Consider the following 16880-nt stretch of genomic DNA (forward strand, 5'->3'; position numbering starts at 1 on the left):
TGGCCCGAACAGGATTGTTTTACTGGCTCGGCAGCAGCGCACCACGGCTGATCGGGGCATCACCTGTCGCGCTCCAGTATTGCAGCGCGTACAGACCGGATTCAACCTGACCCCGATATTGGATGTAGTTTTCAATGCCTTTGGTCATCTGCATCGAAAAATCCATGCTGACGGCAAGGCCCGCGTCAAACGCTTCGCCATCTTCAAAGTTACGGAACCAGTGCATCCATTCATCCGACGCCATATCGCCGTTCGCAGGGATCGGCAGGCTGTTGGGCGGCAACCATGGCATGATCGCACTGACGCTTGGCACCTGACCCGTGGCATGGCACGACATGCAGCTTGATGTCGGATTGTCCGCCGGCCCGTTCAGGCGGGAATTAAACCCAAGGTGCATCGCGGGCAGGGCGGCATCAGGGTTGATCCACGTTTCCTCCAACGCGGCGTTGATCACCGTTTCCGTCGGCGTCATGTTGATGAACGTCTCGGCGTTTTCAGGATCATTGCCCCACATCACGCCAACAGGCATCAGGTTGCACCAGTTTTCACCGCCACCGGTAATGCCGTCGCAGGCCGCGCTATATTGCGGTCCGTACTCAGGCGAAGACGCCGCAGCGCCGTTGTAGGTGAATGTGCCAAACACCCAGCCGCCAGCCTCATCGGCGCGGCTGTCTTTAACCATGATATCCATCTGCAACAGGTTCATCGCGGTTGTCACGCGCGGTGCTGTCATCATGTCGCTACCCTTCGGGCAATCAACCGATGGGTCGGCGTCGCATTCATACATGTATGAATTCCACTGCAACGGATTGGCCAGCCATGGCACCTGCGCATCGTCCAACGAAGTGAACAGGAACTTGCCGACAACCGTCCCTTCGGGGAAAGCAAAACCAGTCTCCATCGCGTCGATCATATGCGCAAGGTCGGGCCCGCCGTTCGGGTCATTCCAAACCTGCCCGATGGTGTAACCACCCGGCCCGTTATAAAACCCGACAGCATAGGCATAGGACGCATCGGTTTGTTCAGGCGCAAGAACCTGAACACCCAGCGGCCCTTCGCGGGTCAGGCCGTGATACCCCTCGCGCCCCGTGCTGCCCCAATGCTGCCACGGCATATGATACCAACCGATCCCGTCGGAATTGTTTTGCAGGATAAAATCATCGGCAACATTGCCACCGTGGATGTTGCCTTTGAAAATGTAGTCCCGCACGGCCAGCACATAGCCCATCGGATCGTTCTCAAAATCCATCTCAAGGATCGCTGAAACCTCAGGGTCCAGCGCGGGCAGCGTCTGCGGGAAATCATCGGCAAGCGCGAAAACAGGGCCGTTATAGGTGCCCGGAGGTTCCATAAAGCCGAAATCAGGAAATCCGATTTCTGTTTCGAAATTGAAATTCTGGCTCAACGCGGGCGTCGCGCCCACGGCCAAGGTCAGCGTCAATACACGCAAAGGGTGAATGAATGACATAAAGTGATAGCTCCTTCTTCAAGTGTCTTAGGGCAGGTTTGCACGATTTAGCGCAGGCCACGCCGCGCAGATTTCACATCGCGCCAGAACAATGGGTACCGTATAAATAAAGGCCAAAATCCTGCCTTCCCCCTCATTAACGAGAGGACACAACGCGAAGTCAACAAAATTGACGTAAGGGTAACCCTGCACGGTATCCCAACAGGTGGCACCACACCGACCCACACCGCGTGTTTCTACCTAAAGGCGATACCGCGTCGGGCGACATTCCAACGCCCACACCGCGCCGTGACCCTTGCGATAAACGGGTGGGGCGTATAAATGCACCCTATGACACAAGTTTTTGACATGGATGATCGCGCGCGCCTGCCTTGGCGTTTCTATGGTGCCACCCGCACCATTCTCGCTCACCTATAATGTCGTCGCGCATCCGTGCGCCCCAAACCCAATTCCACAACCAACAGAACGGGAGAGGACACATGTCCCCCAAAACGCTTTATGATAAAATCTGGGATGCCCACGTAGCCCACGAAGCCGACGACGGCACCTGCCTGCTGTATATTGACCGCCACTTGGTGCACGAGGTCACGTCCCCGCAGGCGTTCGAAGGCCTGCGCATGACGAACCGCACCGTGCGCGCACCCGATAAAACCATCGCCGTGCCCGATCACAACGTGCCCACCACGCTGGACCGCGCCAACGCCGAAACCATGACCGAAGACAGCCGTATTCAGGTCGAAGCGCTCGATACCAACGCCAAGGAATTCGGCATCCACTATTATCCCGTGTCCGACGTGCGCCAAGGCATCGTGCACATCGTCGGCCCCGAACAGGGCTGGACGCTTCCGGGTATGACAGTCGTGTGCGGCGACAGCCACACCGCCACCCATGGCGCGTTCGGCGCGCTGGCCCACGGCATCGGCACATCCGAGGTCGAACACGTTCTGGCCACGCAAACGCTGATCCAGAAGAAATCCAAAAACATGAAGGTCGAAATCACCGGCCACCTCAAACCGGGTGTCACGGCCAAAGACATCACCATGTCCGTGATCGGCAAAACCGGTACGGCAGGCGGCACCGGCTACGTCATCGAATATTGCGGCACCGCGATTGAAGACCTTTCGATGGAAGGCCGCATGACCGTCTGCAACATGGCGATTGAGGGCGGCGCACGCGCGGGCCTGATCGCGCCAGACGCCAAAACCTATGCCTATTGCAAAGGCCGCCCCCAAGCCCCGACAGGCGACGATTGGGACAAGGCGCAGGCTTGGTGGGAAACGCTCTATTCCGATGACGACGCGCATTGGGACATGGTCGTGACCCTCAAAGGCGAAGACATCGCGCCGTCGGTCACATGGGGCACCTCCCCGGAAGACGTGCTGCCGATTGACGCTGTCGTGCCCGATCCATCCTCCTTCACAGGTGGCAAAATCGACGCGGCCGCGCGCTCCATCGATTACATGGGCCTCAAGCCCGGTCAGAAACTGACAGACATCGAAATCGACACCGTGTTCATCGGGTCTTGCACAAATGGCCGCATCGAAGATCTGCGCGCCGCGGCTGCAATCCTCAAGGGCAAGAAAATCAAAGACGGCCTGCGCGCGATGATCGTGCCCGGGTCCGGCCTTGTGCGCGCTCAAGCCGAAGAAGAAGGCCTTGCCGATATCTTCAAGGACGCGGGTTTTGAATGGCGCATGGCGGGCTGTTCCATGTGCCTCGCGATGAACCCCGATCAGCTGGCCGAAGGCGAACGTTGCGCCTCTACGTCCAACCGCAACTTTGAGGGCCGTCAGGGCTACAAAGGCCGCACGCACCTCGTGTCTCCGGGCATGGCGGCGGCGGCTGCGATCACCGGCCGCCTCACTGACGTTCGGGAGATGATGTGATGAAGCCAGTCTTCTTGTTAATCGCAACCTTGGGCCTCACGGCGTGTGGCGACATCGCCAACAAAAACCCCCAAGCCTTTTCCTCTAATGTTCGGGACGGACAGATCACCGGCACATATAACCCTGAGGGCTGGACGTCTGATGAAATCCAGACATTCAGCCGCAGTAATTGCGCCAGCGGCACAATCGCCAGCTATTCCGAAGCCCCGCAGGCAAATGGTCTGATCGCTTTCGTGATCGATTGTGCCTGATCGAAGATGATGCAGAAGGATTTCCAATGACCATGAAACGACGCGGGTTCCTGCAACTACTCGGGGGTGCGCTCGCCGCACCTTTGATGCCATCCGCATCACTGGGTGCAGCGTCAAAGGCGGCTTACCCCGCCAGCGCGCTGCACGCCGCGATCTATCACGCGCAGTCCCGTGTAAATTTCTCGGTCTTCGCACTGGCGCAGAAGCTTGGCCTCGATCTTGGTCAGGCAGAACAGCTCATGTCGGATATGTCCACACGTGGCATCCTCGGCCCGATGCAGGGATCGACACAGGCAGGGCGCTGGGCCCGCAGCAAGGTCTGGACCCACCCGATAGTGAACGCCCAAACCGCGCGCGAAGCGACCAAAGCCAAACGCGACACACCCCAAACGCGGACCGATGTGCGCACCTATAAAGAACCCGATCTTGGTGCGTTTCTTATACATCTGCGAAAAATCGCTGTGGATCAGGGGTTTACCCTCCATCCGCGCTGTTTTGAGGCTGCATAACCTTATGGGACCCATACCGGACCCATACCAAACCCATACCGGACCCATACGGGTCTGATTTATGACCAAAGCGTTCACCGAAGTTAACGCACACCGTGAAACCGGTTAACGCTCGCAAAGGAAATACGATGCAAAAATTCGATAAACTCTCAGGCATCGCGGCCCCCATGCCGCTGGTAAACATCGATACGGACATGATTATCCCGAAGGTGTTTTTGAAAACGATCAAACGCTCCGGCCTCGGCGTGAACCTGTTTGATGAAATGCGGTTTGACCGCCAAGGCAATGAAATCGCTGACTTTGTTTTGAATCAGCCCGCCTACCGCGAAGCCTCTGTGCTGGTCGCAGGCGACAATTTCGGTTGCGGATCATCGCGTGAACACGCCCCATGGGCCATCGCGGATTTCGGTATTCGCTGCGTGATTTCCACCAGCTTTGCCGATATTTTCTATAATAACTGCTTTAAAAACGGCATCTTACCCATCGTGCTGCCAGAAGAAGAACGCGACGCGCTGATGAAAGACGCCGAAAAAGGCGCCAACGCCCGCATCGAAATCGACCTTGAGGCGCAGACAGTCACGTCCTCGGACGGGGATGTATATTCGTTCGACGTCGACAGCTTCAAGAAGCACTGCCTTATGAACGGTTTGGACGACATCGGCCTGACCATGGAAAAAGCTGCCTCAATTGACGCATTCGAGGCGCAGCATTCCGCCGATCGTCCGTGGGTCTGACCAAAACCGGCGAATTACGGCACTGATTTTAAAGGGGCGTCCAACCGGGCGCCCCTTTTTTGCGACACAGGCCCTAACAGGACGTGAACGGAAACTTGTGTCCCAAGCCCGCATTAACCCCACATTTAGACATCTTCGGTCTAATGCTTTGGAATGGTTGCAATCTCGCACCAGTGTTGCCGCAAATCGGCCCTGATTTATTTGCAAGTTCAATCAACGACTTGAAGCGATAACTGAATGTGGGCAACATTATGGCGAAGATGAGGCAACCTGCCGATAATGAGCAGGATCAAAACGGGACAAGGCCGCGGCATCGTATCGCGTCCGACCGAAATGAGGGTAGAACAGCAGTGTTTTCACGGCTTTCAGGTGCTGTCTTTAGGGCGGCCTTAGTGATTTTGATGATCGCGACTCCGTCGATGATGCTGACAGGCACAACGATGGACACCGCACAGATTGTGGCACTTGTCTGCATTGTGTCGGGGGTTTTCACCTTCGTTGAATACAATTCCGTGTCCCCCAGCCTGATCGAATTCCGCGACGCGCCGCCCTTTAACCGCGTGCGGTATTTCGGCCTCGCCGCGACCATCCTCGCGTTAACAGTTATTGCCAAAGGCGCGACCGAGCCCACCACACTGACGGTCCTTTTCAACATGATCGGCGGTTCCCTAGCCGAAGCCATGGACTTCCCCTATTCCCCCGTCCGGCTGGTTGTCTTGATGCTCCCCGCAGAGGCGGATGGCGCGTTAATCAATAGCGTCCGCACCGCTGCCGCGCTCAGCTATCTGGTGTCGCTCTTGTCGCTCGCGTTCTTTGTTTTGGCCCTGCGTTTGAACAATTGGCCGAACCAGCGGGGCGGTTTCAACGTCTGGATCAACCTGCCCACATTCGATGCCACGGCAGGTGGTGACGTCGTTGAACGGCTCGAACGGGACGGTCAGCTTAACCTTATATTAGGGTTTTTGCTGCCATTCTTGATCCCAGCATTCGTGAAACTGGCGTCCGACATGTTCAACCCGATCCAGTTGCAGGATGCGCATACGTTGATTTGGACAATGACCGCATGGGCCTTTATCCCCGCCAGTCTGATCATGCGCGGCATTGCAATGCTGCGTGTCGGTCAGATGATCGCGCTGCAACGCGAGCGCGCCTATCTGCATGCCAAAGACGAAGACGCCATAGCCGTCTGATCGCAGTAGTTCTTTCACTGGTTTTTGTGCCGACTTTTGTGTTGGCGCAATCCGGTGAAACTGTCCGCATTGCGACCTTCGCGGCGCCCCTCAGCCGGGACGGGCCGGGGCTTTTGCTGCGCGACATCGTAAAAGGCGAAGATACGCAGATTGCTGCCATTGTAGGGGTGATTGACCATGTTGCGCCTGACATTCTGGTGCTGACTGACTTTGACTTTGATGCAGGTGGTGCGGCGATGGCCGCGTTTTCAAACACCCTCGCGATACCCTATCCCTACAGCTATTCGGCCTTGCCCAACGCGGGCCAGCAAACGGGCCTTGATCTGGATGGGGACGGGTTCACAGGCGATGCGCGCGATGCCTTTGGGTACGGCCGTTTCTTGGGCGATGGGGGCATGGCCATTCTGTCCCGCCTGCCGATCAACGAAACCGATGTGATCGACCTGAGCGGAACGTTGTGGCGCGACGTGCCGAACGCAAAATTGCCGATGGTCGACGGTCGCGCGTTCCCGTCCGAGCAGGTTCACGAGGCATTGCGGGTCTCGTCCACGGGGCATTGGATGGTGCCAATTTCCATCGGCGATCAGACCATTACGCTCCTCGCATATTCGGCCACGGCCCCTGTTTTCGACGGGCCGGAGGATTTCAACGGATTGCGCAATCGCGATGAGCTGAAGTTATGGGAGGCTGTCTTGGACGGTGCCTTGGGCGCGCCACCAACCATGCCGGTGTTGATCGGGAACGTAAACGCGGACCCGTCCGATGGCCAAGGGTTGCGGGGTGGAATCGCTGATGTCGTGACCCGCGGCGATCTACAGGATCCGATGCCGCGCAGCGCCGGCGGGGTCATGGTGGCCGATCCCACGCACACTGGTGATCCGGCCCTCGACACCGCAGACTGGTCAGACGGCGGGCCAGGTAATTTGCGCGTGTCCTACATTTTACCCTCCGCAAAAATTGCCATCAGTGGTGCAGGCGTTTTCTGGCCCGCAGCTGACGATCCTATGGCTGCGCTTTTGGGGGAAGACGGGTTTGCCGCCGGACCGCACCGATTGGTTTGGGTCGATATTGCCGTGCCCTAACAGCCCCCTTTCTTGACCCTTGCGCGTGGACGGGCTAGGCGGTTTGCAATCGTTTCAGACCCACACCACACAAGGACGCACCACATGTCGAACCCTTCCCTTTTGATCCTGCCAGGCGACGGCATTGGCCAAGAAGTCATGGCCGAAGTGCGCCGCGTCATCGACTGGTTCGGCGCAAAGCGCGACATGCAATTTGACGTGTCCGAAGACCTTGTTGGCGGCGCGGCCTACGACAAACACGGCGTTCCGTTGCACGACGATACGATGGCCAAAGCGCAAGAGGTGGACGCGGTTCTTCTTGGCGCAGTTGGCGGCCCTGCCTACGACGACCTCGATTTTTCTGTGAAACCCGAACGTGGCCTTTTGCGCCTGCGCAAGGAAATGGACCTGTTTGCAAACCTGCGCCCCGCCCAGTGTTTTGATGCGCTGTCTGATTTTTCGTCCCTAAAAAAAGAACTGGTCGCAGGCCTCGATATCATGATCGTGCGCGAACTGACGTCCGGTGTGTATTTCGGTGAACCGCGCGGCATCCACATGGAAGACAACATGCGCGTCGGCATCAACACCCAGCGCTACACCGAGGCCGAGATTGAACGTGGCGCACGTGCCGCATTTGAAATGGCGATGAAGCGCGACAAGAAATTGTGCTCCATGGAAAAGGCCAACGTCATGGAAAGCGGTATCCTGTGGCGCGATGTTGTGACCGAAGTGCACGCCGACTACCCAGAGGTCGAACTGTCCCACATGTACGCCGACAACGGCGCGATGCAGTTGGTGCGCGCGCCCAAACAGTTCGACGTAATCTACACCGACAACCTGTTCGGCGACATCTTGTCTGACTGCGCTGCGATGCTGACAGGGTCCCTTGGTATGTTGCCGTCTGCGTCCCTTGGTGCGCCGATGGAAAATGGCCGCCCGAAGGCGATGTACGAACCTGTCCACGGGTCCGCGCCTGACATTATGGGACAGGGCAAGGCGAACCCGATTGCCTGTATCCTAAGCTTTGCGATGGCGCTGCGGTATTCGTTCGACGAAGGTGCAGATGCCACACGTCTTGAAGCGGCGATTGAAAAAGTACTCGCGGATGGTGTTCGTACCGGTGATCTTCTGTCGGATGAAAACAGCACTGCCGTTTCCACATCTGGCATGACCGACGCGATCCTCGAAGCTCTCGACGCGTCCCTTTAGAAAACTGCGTGGTCGCCCAAATCGGCGGCCACGTTTCCGTCTATCATCGCAGCGTAGTGATCGCGTAGCGTGTCTTGTCCGAACGATGGCGTGGCGTCCGCGTCATAGCGCGCACCGTCCCACACCAGCATCGACTCGCTTGCGTAATAGCGCCCGATCCTGGCGAACTGGGCCTTTCGTTTCAGCGCAGGAACAACGGCCCCGCCGATCGACAACCCCTTAATGATCGCATCCATTACACCCAACGGCACTGATTTGAATTTCGGGTCCTTCCCCAACAGATCAAATATCATCTGCCCTTGCGCGCGCGGGGTGATGGCATCACCGGGTCCACCAACCGGCAAAATGCGGTTCTGCAGGGCGGGGTCGGTCAGGCACAGTGTCAGATAGCGGCCTAAGTCACGGTCGCTAATAGGTTTGCAGGCCGTCATCTTTCCGTCGCCAAATAGCAAGAAAGGCTTGCCCGATTTCACTCGTTCAATCTGCCCCGACAAGGATTTGAAAAATGCGGTGGGGCGCACGATGGAATAGGTCAGCTCGCTGTTTGTCAGTGCGTCTTCGAACGCCAGCTTTGCCTTTTGAAATTCCAACAGCGGTTTTTGTACACAGATCGCGGACAGCAGCACAAATTGGCCGACCCCTGCCGCCTTTGCAGCGTTCAGGATCGACACATGCGCGCCGTGATCAATCGCCCAAGCGTCCGCAGGATCACCCGTACGCGACGCGAGGCAGGACACAATGGCATCCGCCGCGGGCATCGCTCCTAACGCCGTCACATCCGCATGCCAGATCTTGACCGTATCGGGCAGCAACGTCGCATCGGCGGAGGGGCGCACGACGCATGTCACATGATGCCCGGCCTGTGTGAGCGCCAGTGCCGTCGCACGGCCAATCGTGCCAGTGGCCCCGAACAACAGAACCGATTTCGATGCAGTTTTCATAAGCGAACCCTAGGCGAGCGATACAATAGTTCCAATCACCACCTTGAGACTTTATGCGGGGGTGTTAACGGTAACGAAACCAAACCACGAAAAGAAGACCCATGTCTGCAAACGCAAAAGGTGCCCTGCTGGCGCTGCTCGCCTTCGGAATTTTCGCGACTCACGATGTCTTTGTGAAGACGTTGGGCGCGGTCTATTCGCCCGTTCAAATCGTGTTCTTTTCGGTTTTGTTCAGCTTTCCACTGGCGACAGTGATGTTGATGCGGGATTCGACGCCCGGCACATTGTTGCCGCGCCATCCATGGTGGATGGCATTGCGCACTGCCGCATCTGTGGCGACAGCGGTGTCTGCATTCTACGCGTTTACGGTGCTACCTCTGGCGCAGACCTACGCCATTTTGTTTGCCTCGCCTTTGTTGATCACGATCCTCGCGATTCCGGTCTTGGGGGAAACGGTTCGCATTCGCAGATGGCTGGCGGTGATCGTGGGTTTGACGGGTGTGATGGTCGTGTTGCGGCCCGGATCAACCGACCTGACGCTGGGCCATGCAGCGGCGTTAACGGCGGCGGTTGGCGGTTCAATCGCGTCCATTATCGTGCGCCGGATCGGGGCGGACGAACGCCCCGTTGTGATGCTGCTTTATCCGATGGTCGCGAACTTTATCCTCATGGGGATCGCACTTGCGTTTGTTTATAAGCCGATGCCGATTGAACATATTGGCCTCGTGGCGTTGGTGGCGGCATTCGCTTGGACGGCGGGGCGCTGTATTATCGCAGCCTATCAAGCGGGCGAAGCGGCGATTATTGCGCCAATGCAATATTCCCAGATTGTTTGGGCGACAATCTATGGCGCGGTGTTCTTCAGTGAAACGATAGACCGCCCGACCATCATCGGCTCGTCCATCATCATTGCATCAGGCCTATACATCGTTCTGCGCGAAAGCCGTTCTGATGTGTCGTCCACGACGCCTGTGTTGCGCACGCGGTCACGCCATGAAACCGGCACCTACATGCGCGCAGGGCCTTTGTTGCGTCTGCTTGGCCGTCACCCCGACAGTTAGATCACGGCATCTTCGACGAACTTCTGCCCTGCTGCGATGCGTTCATATCCGAAGGGCGACAGATCAAGAGTGCGGTATTCGCCGTAGATCAACATTTCCGATGTGCCGCGCCCCATCGCAGGGGATTGCTGCAATCCGTGGCCTGAAAACCCGTTGAGGAAGAAGAAATTTTCGACCTCGGGGTGGGGGCCCAATATCGCGTTATGATCCATTGTGTTCGTGTCGTAATGCCCCGCCCATTCTGCTGTCACTTTAATGGACTCAAATTGTGGAATCCGTGTCGCGATGACGGGCCAGATGTGGTCTTGCCACAGGGCGTGGTCCATCGTGAAATCGTCAAAATCGACCGCCGGATCATAATCTGAATGGCCACCTGCAAGGTATGTGGTTGGTCCGTCCTGGCGAAAGTGCACGCCGGACGGGTCAATCGTAAGGGGTAGGTCGCGATCCAGCGGCTGTTCGGCTGTGAAAATCCAAGTAAAACGTTTGCGCGGTTCAACAGGGATATCGATACCGGCCATTTTTGCTGTCTTTGCACCGCGTGGGCCTGTGGCGTTCACGATTTTGCCGCAGCCGATCACATCACCGGATGCCAGCGTCACGCTTTGCACGCGTGAACCGCTCACGCTCATCGAAACGACTTCACCTGCAAGGAATTCGGCACCCCGTTCACGGGCTGACCTGCGCCACCATTCGAACACTGTGCCCCCGTCCCAGTAACCTTCGTCGACCAGATTGATACTGCCGAGCTTGATGTCATCCACGTTATAAAACGGATAGGCGGCCTTGATCTGTTCGGGCGTCATCAATTGGGTCGCGGCACCTTGATCCAGTTGCACCTTTTGGGCGGTGCGCAGCTGGTCGGCGAATTCATCAGTGTCCGCGAGGTACATGTAGCCGTAGCTTTGGATTGAGAGTTCGGGCACGCGCGGGTCATTGCCCATGGCGCCTTTGAACCCCTTGATGAACTCTGCCCCGAATTGGGAGATCTGAACATTCAGCGGGTTGGAAAACTGTTGGCGAATGCAGGAGTTCGTGTGGGCCGTGGCAGAGTTTTCATAACTTGGGTCGCGTTCAATCACGAGGATCGAGCCATCAAAGTCAGGATTGTCTGATAAAAACCAAGCGACCGCAGACCCGTAGATCGCCCCGCCGATGATCACCACATCGTAGGTTTTGCGCGATGGTGTGGTGTTAAATTGTGCTGATGCCATGGTTAATCCTCTCGGTTGGTACAGGGCGCGAAAAATCTGTTTTGGTCAAGCGCTGTGCGTCGTACGCTAAAGTTGATAATTTTAGTCGGAAAAGCTTGACCAGCGCGGGGTGGTTTTGTAGTTGAGTAAAAAAGTCAGATATAAAGGACAGACTTTATGACACCGAAAACCCTCACTCTCGCGGCACTTTTGCTTGGCACGGCTGCCCCAGTCTTTGCTGAAGGTGACCTGAACCTTTATTCGTCGCGCCACTATGACACCGACGAAAGACTATATTCGGATTTCGAAGAGTTGACGGGAATCACCATCAATCGCCTCGAAGGTAACGCAGATGAACTCGCCGCGCGGATGCTGGCGGAGGGCGTAAATTCACCCGCCGACGTTCTGATCACCGTTGATACGTCGCGTCTGGAACGCGCTAAGGATCTGGGCATTTTGCAAGCGATCGACAGCGCGGTCCTTGAGGACAGCATCCCAGAAAACCTGCAAGACAGCGATAATTACTGGTTCGGGTTTTCCCAGCGCGCGCGCGTTATTTTCTATGACAAAGCCGACGTCACCCCGCCCACAAGCTACCTTGATCTTGCCGACCCGAGCTATGAGGGCTTGGTTTGCATCCGGTCGTCGACCAACACCTATAACCAGACGCTTCTTGCCTCCATCATCGAAAACCACGGCGAAGAGGTTGCCCGCGAATGGGCGCAAGGCATCGTGAACAACATGGCCCGTGATCCGCAGGGTGGTGATACCGACCAACTGCGCGGAATTGTGTCGGGCGAATGTGAAATCTCGGTGTCCAACACCTATTACTTTGCCCGTGCGATCCGCACAGAAGTTGATGGCCTGTCAGACGGCATCGACATGATCGGGCTTCAGTGGCCATCCCAAGACGCCGAAGGCGCGCACATGAATTTGTCAGGTGCGGGCGTGGCTGCGAATGCGCCGAACCGCGACAATGCGATTGCGTTTCTTGAATACCTCGCGTCGGATCAGGCGCAGCAGTATTTCTCGGCGGGGAATGATGAATTCCCGGTTGTCGAAGGTGTCGCCCTCAGCCCCGAAGTCGAATCCTTGGGCACGTTTATCGCAGATGACGTGAACCTAAGCGCTGTGGCAAAGCAACTGCCGCTTGCGCTGGAAATCTTCAACGATGTGGGTTGGAAATAATCAACCCCATAGGGCCAACTGAAAGGGGCGTGGCGAAAGCTACGCCCTTTTTATTATGCCTGATGTCGCGCGACGCGGCGGCACAACAATATGACGGGCAACAAACCGATTGCCCCGATCATCAGGCTGGGCACCGCAGCGCCATTCAGCCGTTCATCGGACGCCAACCGAAACGCCTGCACCGCCAGCGTGTCAAAATTGAACGGTCGCATGATCAATGTTGCGGGTAGTTCTTTCATCACATCAACAAAGACGATCAGGGCGGCGGTTAACAGGCTGGGCGTGAGGATCGGCACATGGATACGCCGTACCGTTCCAATCGAGTTCTGCCCCAAGACCCGCGATGCCGCATCTATATTGCGACTGACAGAGGCGATCCCGCCTTCATATGCGCCAAGCGCTGCGGCCAGAAACCGGATCATGTAGGCACCGATCAACAACCAGATGGATCCCGTGAACAGCAAACCGGTTGATACATCAAACGTCGCGCGCATCCATGCGTCCAGCGCGTTGTCAAAGGCGGCGAAGGGCACCAGAAGGCCCACGGCAATCACACCACCCGGCACGGCGTATCCGATCCGCGCGATGTAAAGTGCCGCCGCCGCCGCGCGGGTTTCGCGCAGACGATTCAGACTGCCAAGCAACGTCGCAGCGGCCACCGTCACGAGGGCCGCAATCCCCGCCAATGTCAGTGAGTTCGTGATGAAGCGGATGTAGCGGGGGCTGAATACATCCTGTTCTGATCCGGTGGCCATCACCGAAAGCGCGATAACGGGGATGATCACGCCAAACAACACAGGCAAACCGCACAGCAGGGTCGCGGCCCAACGGGCGGTTCCCGTTAATGGGATGCGGGCAATGACCTCTTGGCGTTTGCCGTTTGCAAAACGTGCGCGACCCCTGTTGGATCGTTCCAACACGGCCAGCAGAAGGGCGAACGTCAGCAATCCTAGTGACAATTGCGCCGCGGCCCCGCGATCCACCATGCCGAACCATGAATTATAAATGCCCGTCGCAAAGGTCTGAACGCCGAAATAGGACACGGTGCCAAAATCTGCAACGGTTTCCATCATGGCCAGCAAAACACCTGCCGCGATGGCGGGGCGTGCCAATGGAAGCGACACGGATAAAAACGCGCGCAGGGGCGATTTCCCCAAGGACCGCGCGGCCAGGAATGTCGTCGCGCTTTGCCCCAGAAACGCCGCCCGTGCGAGCAGGTAAACATAGGGGTATAACACCAACGTCAGCATCGCCGCCGCGCCGCCAAGGCTGCGAATTTCAGGGAACCAGTAATCGCGCGGGCCCCATCCCGTCATGTCGCGCAGCAGTGTTTGCACGATGCCAGGATGATCCAGCACGTGGGTATAGGCATAGGCCAAAACGTAGGCCGGAAATGCCAACGGAATGACCAATGCAATTTCCAGCCAACGCCGCCCTGCGAAATCTGTCATCGTCACCAGCCATGCGGACCCCGTGCCAATCGCAAATGTCGCGACCCCAACGATAACAACCAACGCCAAAGTATTGCGTGCGTAATCGTCCAGCACGGACCCCGCCAAATGGCGCAACGTATCGGTATCACCGAGCAGCGACGCCAAAATCACAGATAGATGCGGCAGAAGACAAAACAGCGCGATCAAGAACGCAAGCGCCGCGATGGCTTTGTCGGCCATGAACCACGATGTTTTGGGGGCACTTTGTGCCTGTTGCGTGCTGTCTGTCATGGCGCTTTGCTAACCGATCGCCGTCGGGGCGTCTATATAATCCTATGGTTTTAGTCGGGATTGGGACGCGTGTTTGGCTTGCCAAGGATAGCGCTGTCGTGTGACGTGGCGCACGAAGAGGAACAGCGCATGCGGATTGGTTTGATATGTTTGGTGTTGGGATATGTCCTCAGCCAGTTTTATCGCGCATTTTTGGCGGTTCTCACCCCCGCGCTTGAGACAGATTTAGGCGCGACCTCGGCCGATTTATCCTATGCATCCGGATTGTGGTTTATCATCTTTGCACTGATGCAAATCCCCGTGGGCGAGGCGCTGGATCGCATTGGGCCAAAAATTACGACCATCGTGTTGTTCGCGCTGGGCGGGGCAGGCGGTGCGCTGTTGTTTGCAGTGGCACAGACGCCCGCCCATATTGCATGGGCCATGGCGCTGATTGGCATCGGCTGTTCGCCTGTGCTGATGGCGTCCTATTACATCTTTGCCAAAATGTATCCGGCTGCGATGTTTTCGACCCTCGCAGGGTCCGTCATCGGGTTTGGCAGCCTTGGAAACCTCGCCAGTTCCGCACCGATGGCTTACGCGGTTGAGGCGTTTGGCTGGCGTGAAACCATGGTGGGCCTTGCCGTAGTAACCTTGATCGTTTCGGCGGCCTTGTGGCTTTTTGTAAAAGACCCGCCCAGAACCTCCCACGACGGGCCAAAAGGGTCAGTCCTTGATCTGCTGAAAATCAAAGCGCTCTGGTTCATCCTGCCGATGATGTTGGTCAACTACGCGCCGGCAGCCGGCATTCGTGGCCTTTGGATCGGGCCATATGGCGCAGATGTGTTTGGGGCTGACACACAATTGATTGGCACGATGACGCTAGTCATGGGCCTTGCGATGATTGTGGGCAGCTTTGTCTATGGCCCACTTGAACGTATCGTGGGCAGCCGCAAATGGGTGGTGTTCGCGGGCAGTCTGATTGGGGCACTCACCTGTTTTGTCCTCTATTTCACGACCCCTTCTATCTGGGCTGCCACTGCATTGCTTGCGTTGATCGGCCTTACAGGTGCGGCGTTTCCTGTTCTTATCGCCCATGCCCGCCCGTTTTTCCCGGACCACCTGACAGGGCGCGGCGTGACATTGCTCAATTTGTTTGGAATTGGAGGTGTCGGCATCTTGCAATTTGTCACCGGTCGGATCTCGACATCTTATGACGGCGCAGCCGATCCGACCCTCGCCTACCCTGCGATTTTCCTGACCTACGGCGTGCTGATCTGTTGCGGGCTTGCGATATACGCGTTCAGCAGTGATCCCGCCGACTGACGGCCCTTTTGTTCAAGGCACATTGCGTCTAAGACGCGAGCGTCCCGTCAGGGGCGAATCTTATACACAAAGGACATCGCAAATGGGCTACAGAGTCGTCGTAGTCGGCGCCACGGGTAACGTGGGCCGCGAAATGCTTAACATTCTGGCTGAACGCCAGTTCCCAGCGGATGAGGTTGTCGTTCTGGCATCCCGAAAATCCATGGGCACAGAAGTAAGCTTTGGCGATACGACACTCACGACGAAAGACTTGGATACCTTTGATTTCACGGGCTACGACATCGCGTTCTTCGCGGTCGGGTCCGACGCGACGAAGAAATACGCGCCAGTTGCCGCCAAGCAGGGTTGCGTGGTTATCGATAACTCGTCGTTGTATCGCTATGATCCCGACGTGCCGCTGGTTGTTCCAGAAGTGAACCCCGAAGCGGTTGAGGGTTATACAAAGAAGAACATCATCGCGAACCCCAACTGTTCGACCGCACAAATGGTCGTCGCGCTTAAGCCGCTGCATGATCGCGCGAAAATCAAACGCGTTGTTGTGTCGACGTATCAATCCGTGTCCGGTTCCGGCAAAGACGCGATCGATGAGCTGTGGAACCAGACCAAAGGCGTTTATGTGCCCGGTCAGGAAGTCGCGCCAAAGGCCTATCCAAAGCAGATCGCGTTCAACGTGATCCCGCACATCGATGTGTTCATGGATTCAGGCGACACCAAAGAAGAATGGAAAATGGTCGCTGAGACGAAGAAAATCGTCGACCCGAGCATCAAGGTCACAGCGACTTGTGTGCGTGTGCCCGTTTTCGTCGGCCATTCGGAATCGATCAACGTCGAATTCGAAGATTTCCTCGACGAAGACGAAGCCCGCGACATCCTGCGCGAAGCACCGGGCTGTATGGTCATCGATAAACGCGAAGATGGCGGCTACGTCACGCCGATTGAGTGTGTCGGCGACTTCGCAACATTTATCAGCCGCATCCGTCAGGACAGCACGATTGATAACGGGCTGAACATGTGGGTGGTCTCTGACAACTTGCGCAAAGGTGCGGCGTTGAATGCTGTTCAGATCGCAGAAACCCTTGGCGCGCGGTGCCTGAAAAAGGGCTAAGACGCCTTCGGTAGAAAAATAAGAAACCCGCCGCACGACGTATCGTGCGGCGGGT

Annotated in this window: 15 protein-coding genes; 11 read left to right on the top strand and 4 right to left on the bottom strand. The window is 57.0% G+C overall.

What is annotated here, in order from left to right; genetic code table 11:
• Positions 1 to 19: 19 nt before the first annotated feature.
• The gene (locus L0664_RS11480; protein ID WP_235225990.1) at positions 20 to 1468 is read right to left on the bottom strand and encodes a hypothetical protein; all 1449 of its coding nucleotides are present in this window, start codon (positions 1466 to 1468) and stop codon (positions 20 to 22) included.
• A 479-nt stretch (positions 1469 to 1947) separates the two neighbouring features.
• Here L0664_RS11480 and leuC point away from each other — a divergent pair, with 479 nt between their 5' ends.
• From leuC to leuB, 7 genes are all read left to right on the top strand, one after another.
• On the top strand, positions 1948 to 3354 hold the full coding sequence (gene leuC, locus L0664_RS11485) for a 3-isopropylmalate dehydratase large subunit (protein WP_235225991.1): 1407 nt from the start codon (positions 1948 to 1950) through the stop codon (positions 3352 to 3354).
• Entirely contained in the window at positions 3354 to 3605 is a 252-nt protein-coding gene (locus L0664_RS11490) for a hypothetical protein (protein WP_235225992.1), read from the top strand. The genes leuC and L0664_RS11490 overlap by 1 nt, the downstream gene beginning before the upstream one ends.
• 26 nt (positions 3606 to 3631) lie before the next feature.
• Positions 3632 to 4114, top strand: coding sequence for a hypothetical protein (locus L0664_RS11495; RefSeq protein WP_235225993.1), 483 nt, complete (start codon positions 3632 to 3634; stop codon positions 4112 to 4114).
• Positions 4115 to 4242: 128 nt separating this feature from the next.
• Positions 4243 to 4848 carry a 3-isopropylmalate dehydratase small subunit gene (leuD, locus tag L0664_RS11500; protein ID WP_235225994.1) on the top strand — a complete coding sequence of 202 codons (606 nt, stop codon included), beginning with the start codon at positions 4243 to 4245 and terminating at the stop codon, positions 4846 to 4848.
• A gap of 401 nt (positions 4849 to 5249) precedes the next feature.
• On the top strand, positions 5250 to 6038 hold the full coding sequence (locus tag L0664_RS11505) for a hypothetical protein (protein ID WP_235226188.1): 789 nt from the start codon (positions 5250 to 5252) through the stop codon (positions 6036 to 6038).
• 26 nt (positions 6039 to 6064) lie between these two features.
• Positions 6065 to 7120 carry an endonuclease/exonuclease/phosphatase family protein gene (locus L0664_RS11510; protein ID WP_235225995.1) on the top strand — a complete coding sequence of 352 codons (1056 nt, stop codon included), beginning with the start codon at positions 6065 to 6067 and terminating at the stop codon, positions 7118 to 7120.
• Positions 7121 to 7204: 84 nt separating this feature from the next.
• Positions 7205 to 8308, top strand: a complete 1104-nt coding sequence (gene leuB / locus L0664_RS11515) for a 3-isopropylmalate dehydrogenase (protein ID WP_235225996.1) — start codon at positions 7205 to 7207, stop codon at positions 8306 to 8308.
• On the opposite strand, the gene L0664_RS11520 is transcribed toward leuB, so the two are convergent.
• Positions 8305 to 9249, bottom strand: a complete 945-nt coding sequence (locus tag L0664_RS11520) for an NAD(P)H-binding protein (RefSeq protein WP_235225997.1) — start codon at positions 9247 to 9249, stop codon at positions 8305 to 8307. The two genes, leuB and L0664_RS11520, sit on opposite strands and share 4 nt — an antisense overlap.
• Positions 9250 to 9350: 101 nt before the next feature.
• Between L0664_RS11520 and L0664_RS11525 the strand changes: the two genes are divergently transcribed.
• Complete coding sequence (locus tag L0664_RS11525; RefSeq protein WP_235225998.1) at positions 9351 to 10310, top strand: DMT family transporter; 960 nt, start codon at positions 9351 to 9353, stop codon at positions 10308 to 10310.
• Here L0664_RS11525 and L0664_RS11530 read toward each other — a convergent pair.
• Positions 10307 to 11524, bottom strand: a complete 1218-nt coding sequence (locus tag L0664_RS11530) for an NAD(P)/FAD-dependent oxidoreductase (protein ID WP_235225999.1) — start codon at positions 11522 to 11524, stop codon at positions 10307 to 10309. The two genes, L0664_RS11525 and L0664_RS11530, sit on opposite strands and share 4 nt — an antisense overlap.
• A 156-nt stretch (positions 11525 to 11680) precedes the next feature.
• Between L0664_RS11530 and L0664_RS11535 the strand changes: the two genes are divergently transcribed.
• Entirely contained in the window at positions 11681 to 12691 is a 1011-nt protein-coding gene (locus L0664_RS11535; RefSeq protein WP_235226000.1) for an extracellular solute-binding protein, read from the top strand.
• 53 nt (positions 12692 to 12744) lie between these two features.
• Here L0664_RS11535 and L0664_RS11540 read toward each other — a convergent pair whose 3' ends face one another.
• Positions 12745 to 14415, bottom strand: a complete 1671-nt coding sequence (locus L0664_RS11540; RefSeq protein ID WP_418888030.1) for an ABC transporter permease — start codon at positions 14413 to 14415, stop codon at positions 12745 to 12747.
• A gap of 129 nt (positions 14416 to 14544) precedes the next feature.
• Between L0664_RS11540 and L0664_RS11545 the strand changes: the two genes are divergently transcribed.
• A complete protein-coding gene (locus tag L0664_RS11545; RefSeq protein WP_235226001.1) occupies positions 14545 to 15720 on the top strand; it encodes an MFS transporter in 1176 nt (391 codons plus the stop codon).
• Positions 15721 to 15802: 82 nt separating this feature from the next.
• Entirely contained in the window at positions 15803 to 16825 is a 1023-nt protein-coding gene (locus L0664_RS11550; RefSeq protein ID WP_235226002.1) for an aspartate-semialdehyde dehydrogenase, read from the top strand.
• Positions 16826 to 16880 lie beyond the last annotated feature (55 nt).

The sequence above is a fragment of the Octadecabacter dasysiphoniae genome, from assembly GCF_021532615.1.
Classification (GTDB): Bacteria; Pseudomonadota; Alphaproteobacteria; order Rhodobacterales; family Rhodobacteraceae; genus Octadecabacter; species Octadecabacter dasysiphoniae.

Bases quoted from the DNA above. Each gene is read 5' to 3' on its own strand.
- L0664_RS11490 (WP_235225992.1), top strand. From the start codon at position 3,354: ATGAAGCCAGTCTTCTTGTTAATCGCAACCTTGGGCCTCACGGCGTGT.
- leuD (WP_235225994.1), top strand. From the start codon at position 4,243: ATGCAAAAATTCGATAAACTCTCAGGCATCGCGGCCCCCATGCCGCTG.
- L0664_RS11540 (WP_418888030.1), bottom strand. From the start codon at position 14,415: ATGACAGACAGCACGCAACAGGCACAAAGTGCCCCCAAAACATCGTGG.
- L0664_RS11550 (WP_235226002.1), top strand. From the start codon at position 15,803: ATGGGCTACAGAGTCGTCGTAGTCGGCGCCACGGGTAACGTGGGCCGC.
- L0664_RS11525 (WP_235225998.1), top strand. From the start codon at position 9,351: ATGTCTGCAAACGCAAAAGGTGCCCTGCTGGCGCTGCTCGCCTTCGGA.
- leuB (WP_235225996.1), top strand. From the start codon at position 7,205: ATGTCGAACCCTTCCCTTTTGATCCTGCCAGGCGACGGCATTGGCCAA.
- L0664_RS11495 (WP_235225993.1), top strand. From the start codon at position 3,632: ATGACCATGAAACGACGCGGGTTCCTGCAACTACTCGGGGGTGCGCTC.
- L0664_RS11535 (WP_235226000.1), top strand. From the start codon at position 11,681: ATGACACCGAAAACCCTCACTCTCGCGGCACTTTTGCTTGGCACGGCT.
- leuC (WP_235225991.1), top strand. From the start codon at position 1,948: ATGTCCCCCAAAACGCTTTATGATAAAATCTGGGATGCCCACGTAGCC.
- L0664_RS11545 (WP_235226001.1), top strand. From the start codon at position 14,545: ATGCGGATTGGTTTGATATGTTTGGTGTTGGGATATGTCCTCAGCCAG.
- L0664_RS11520 (WP_235225997.1), bottom strand. From the start codon at position 9,249: ATGAAAACTGCATCGAAATCGGTTCTGTTGTTCGGGGCCACTGGCACG.
- L0664_RS11505 (WP_235226188.1), top strand. From the start codon at position 5,250: ATGATCGCGACTCCGTCGATGATGCTGACAGGCACAACGATGGACACC.
- L0664_RS11530 (WP_235225999.1), bottom strand. From the start codon at position 11,524: ATGGCATCAGCACAATTTAACACCACACCATCGCGCAAAACCTACGAT.
- L0664_RS11480 (WP_235225990.1), bottom strand. From the start codon at position 1,468: ATGTCATTCATTCACCCTTTGCGTGTATTGACGCTGACCTTGGCCGTG.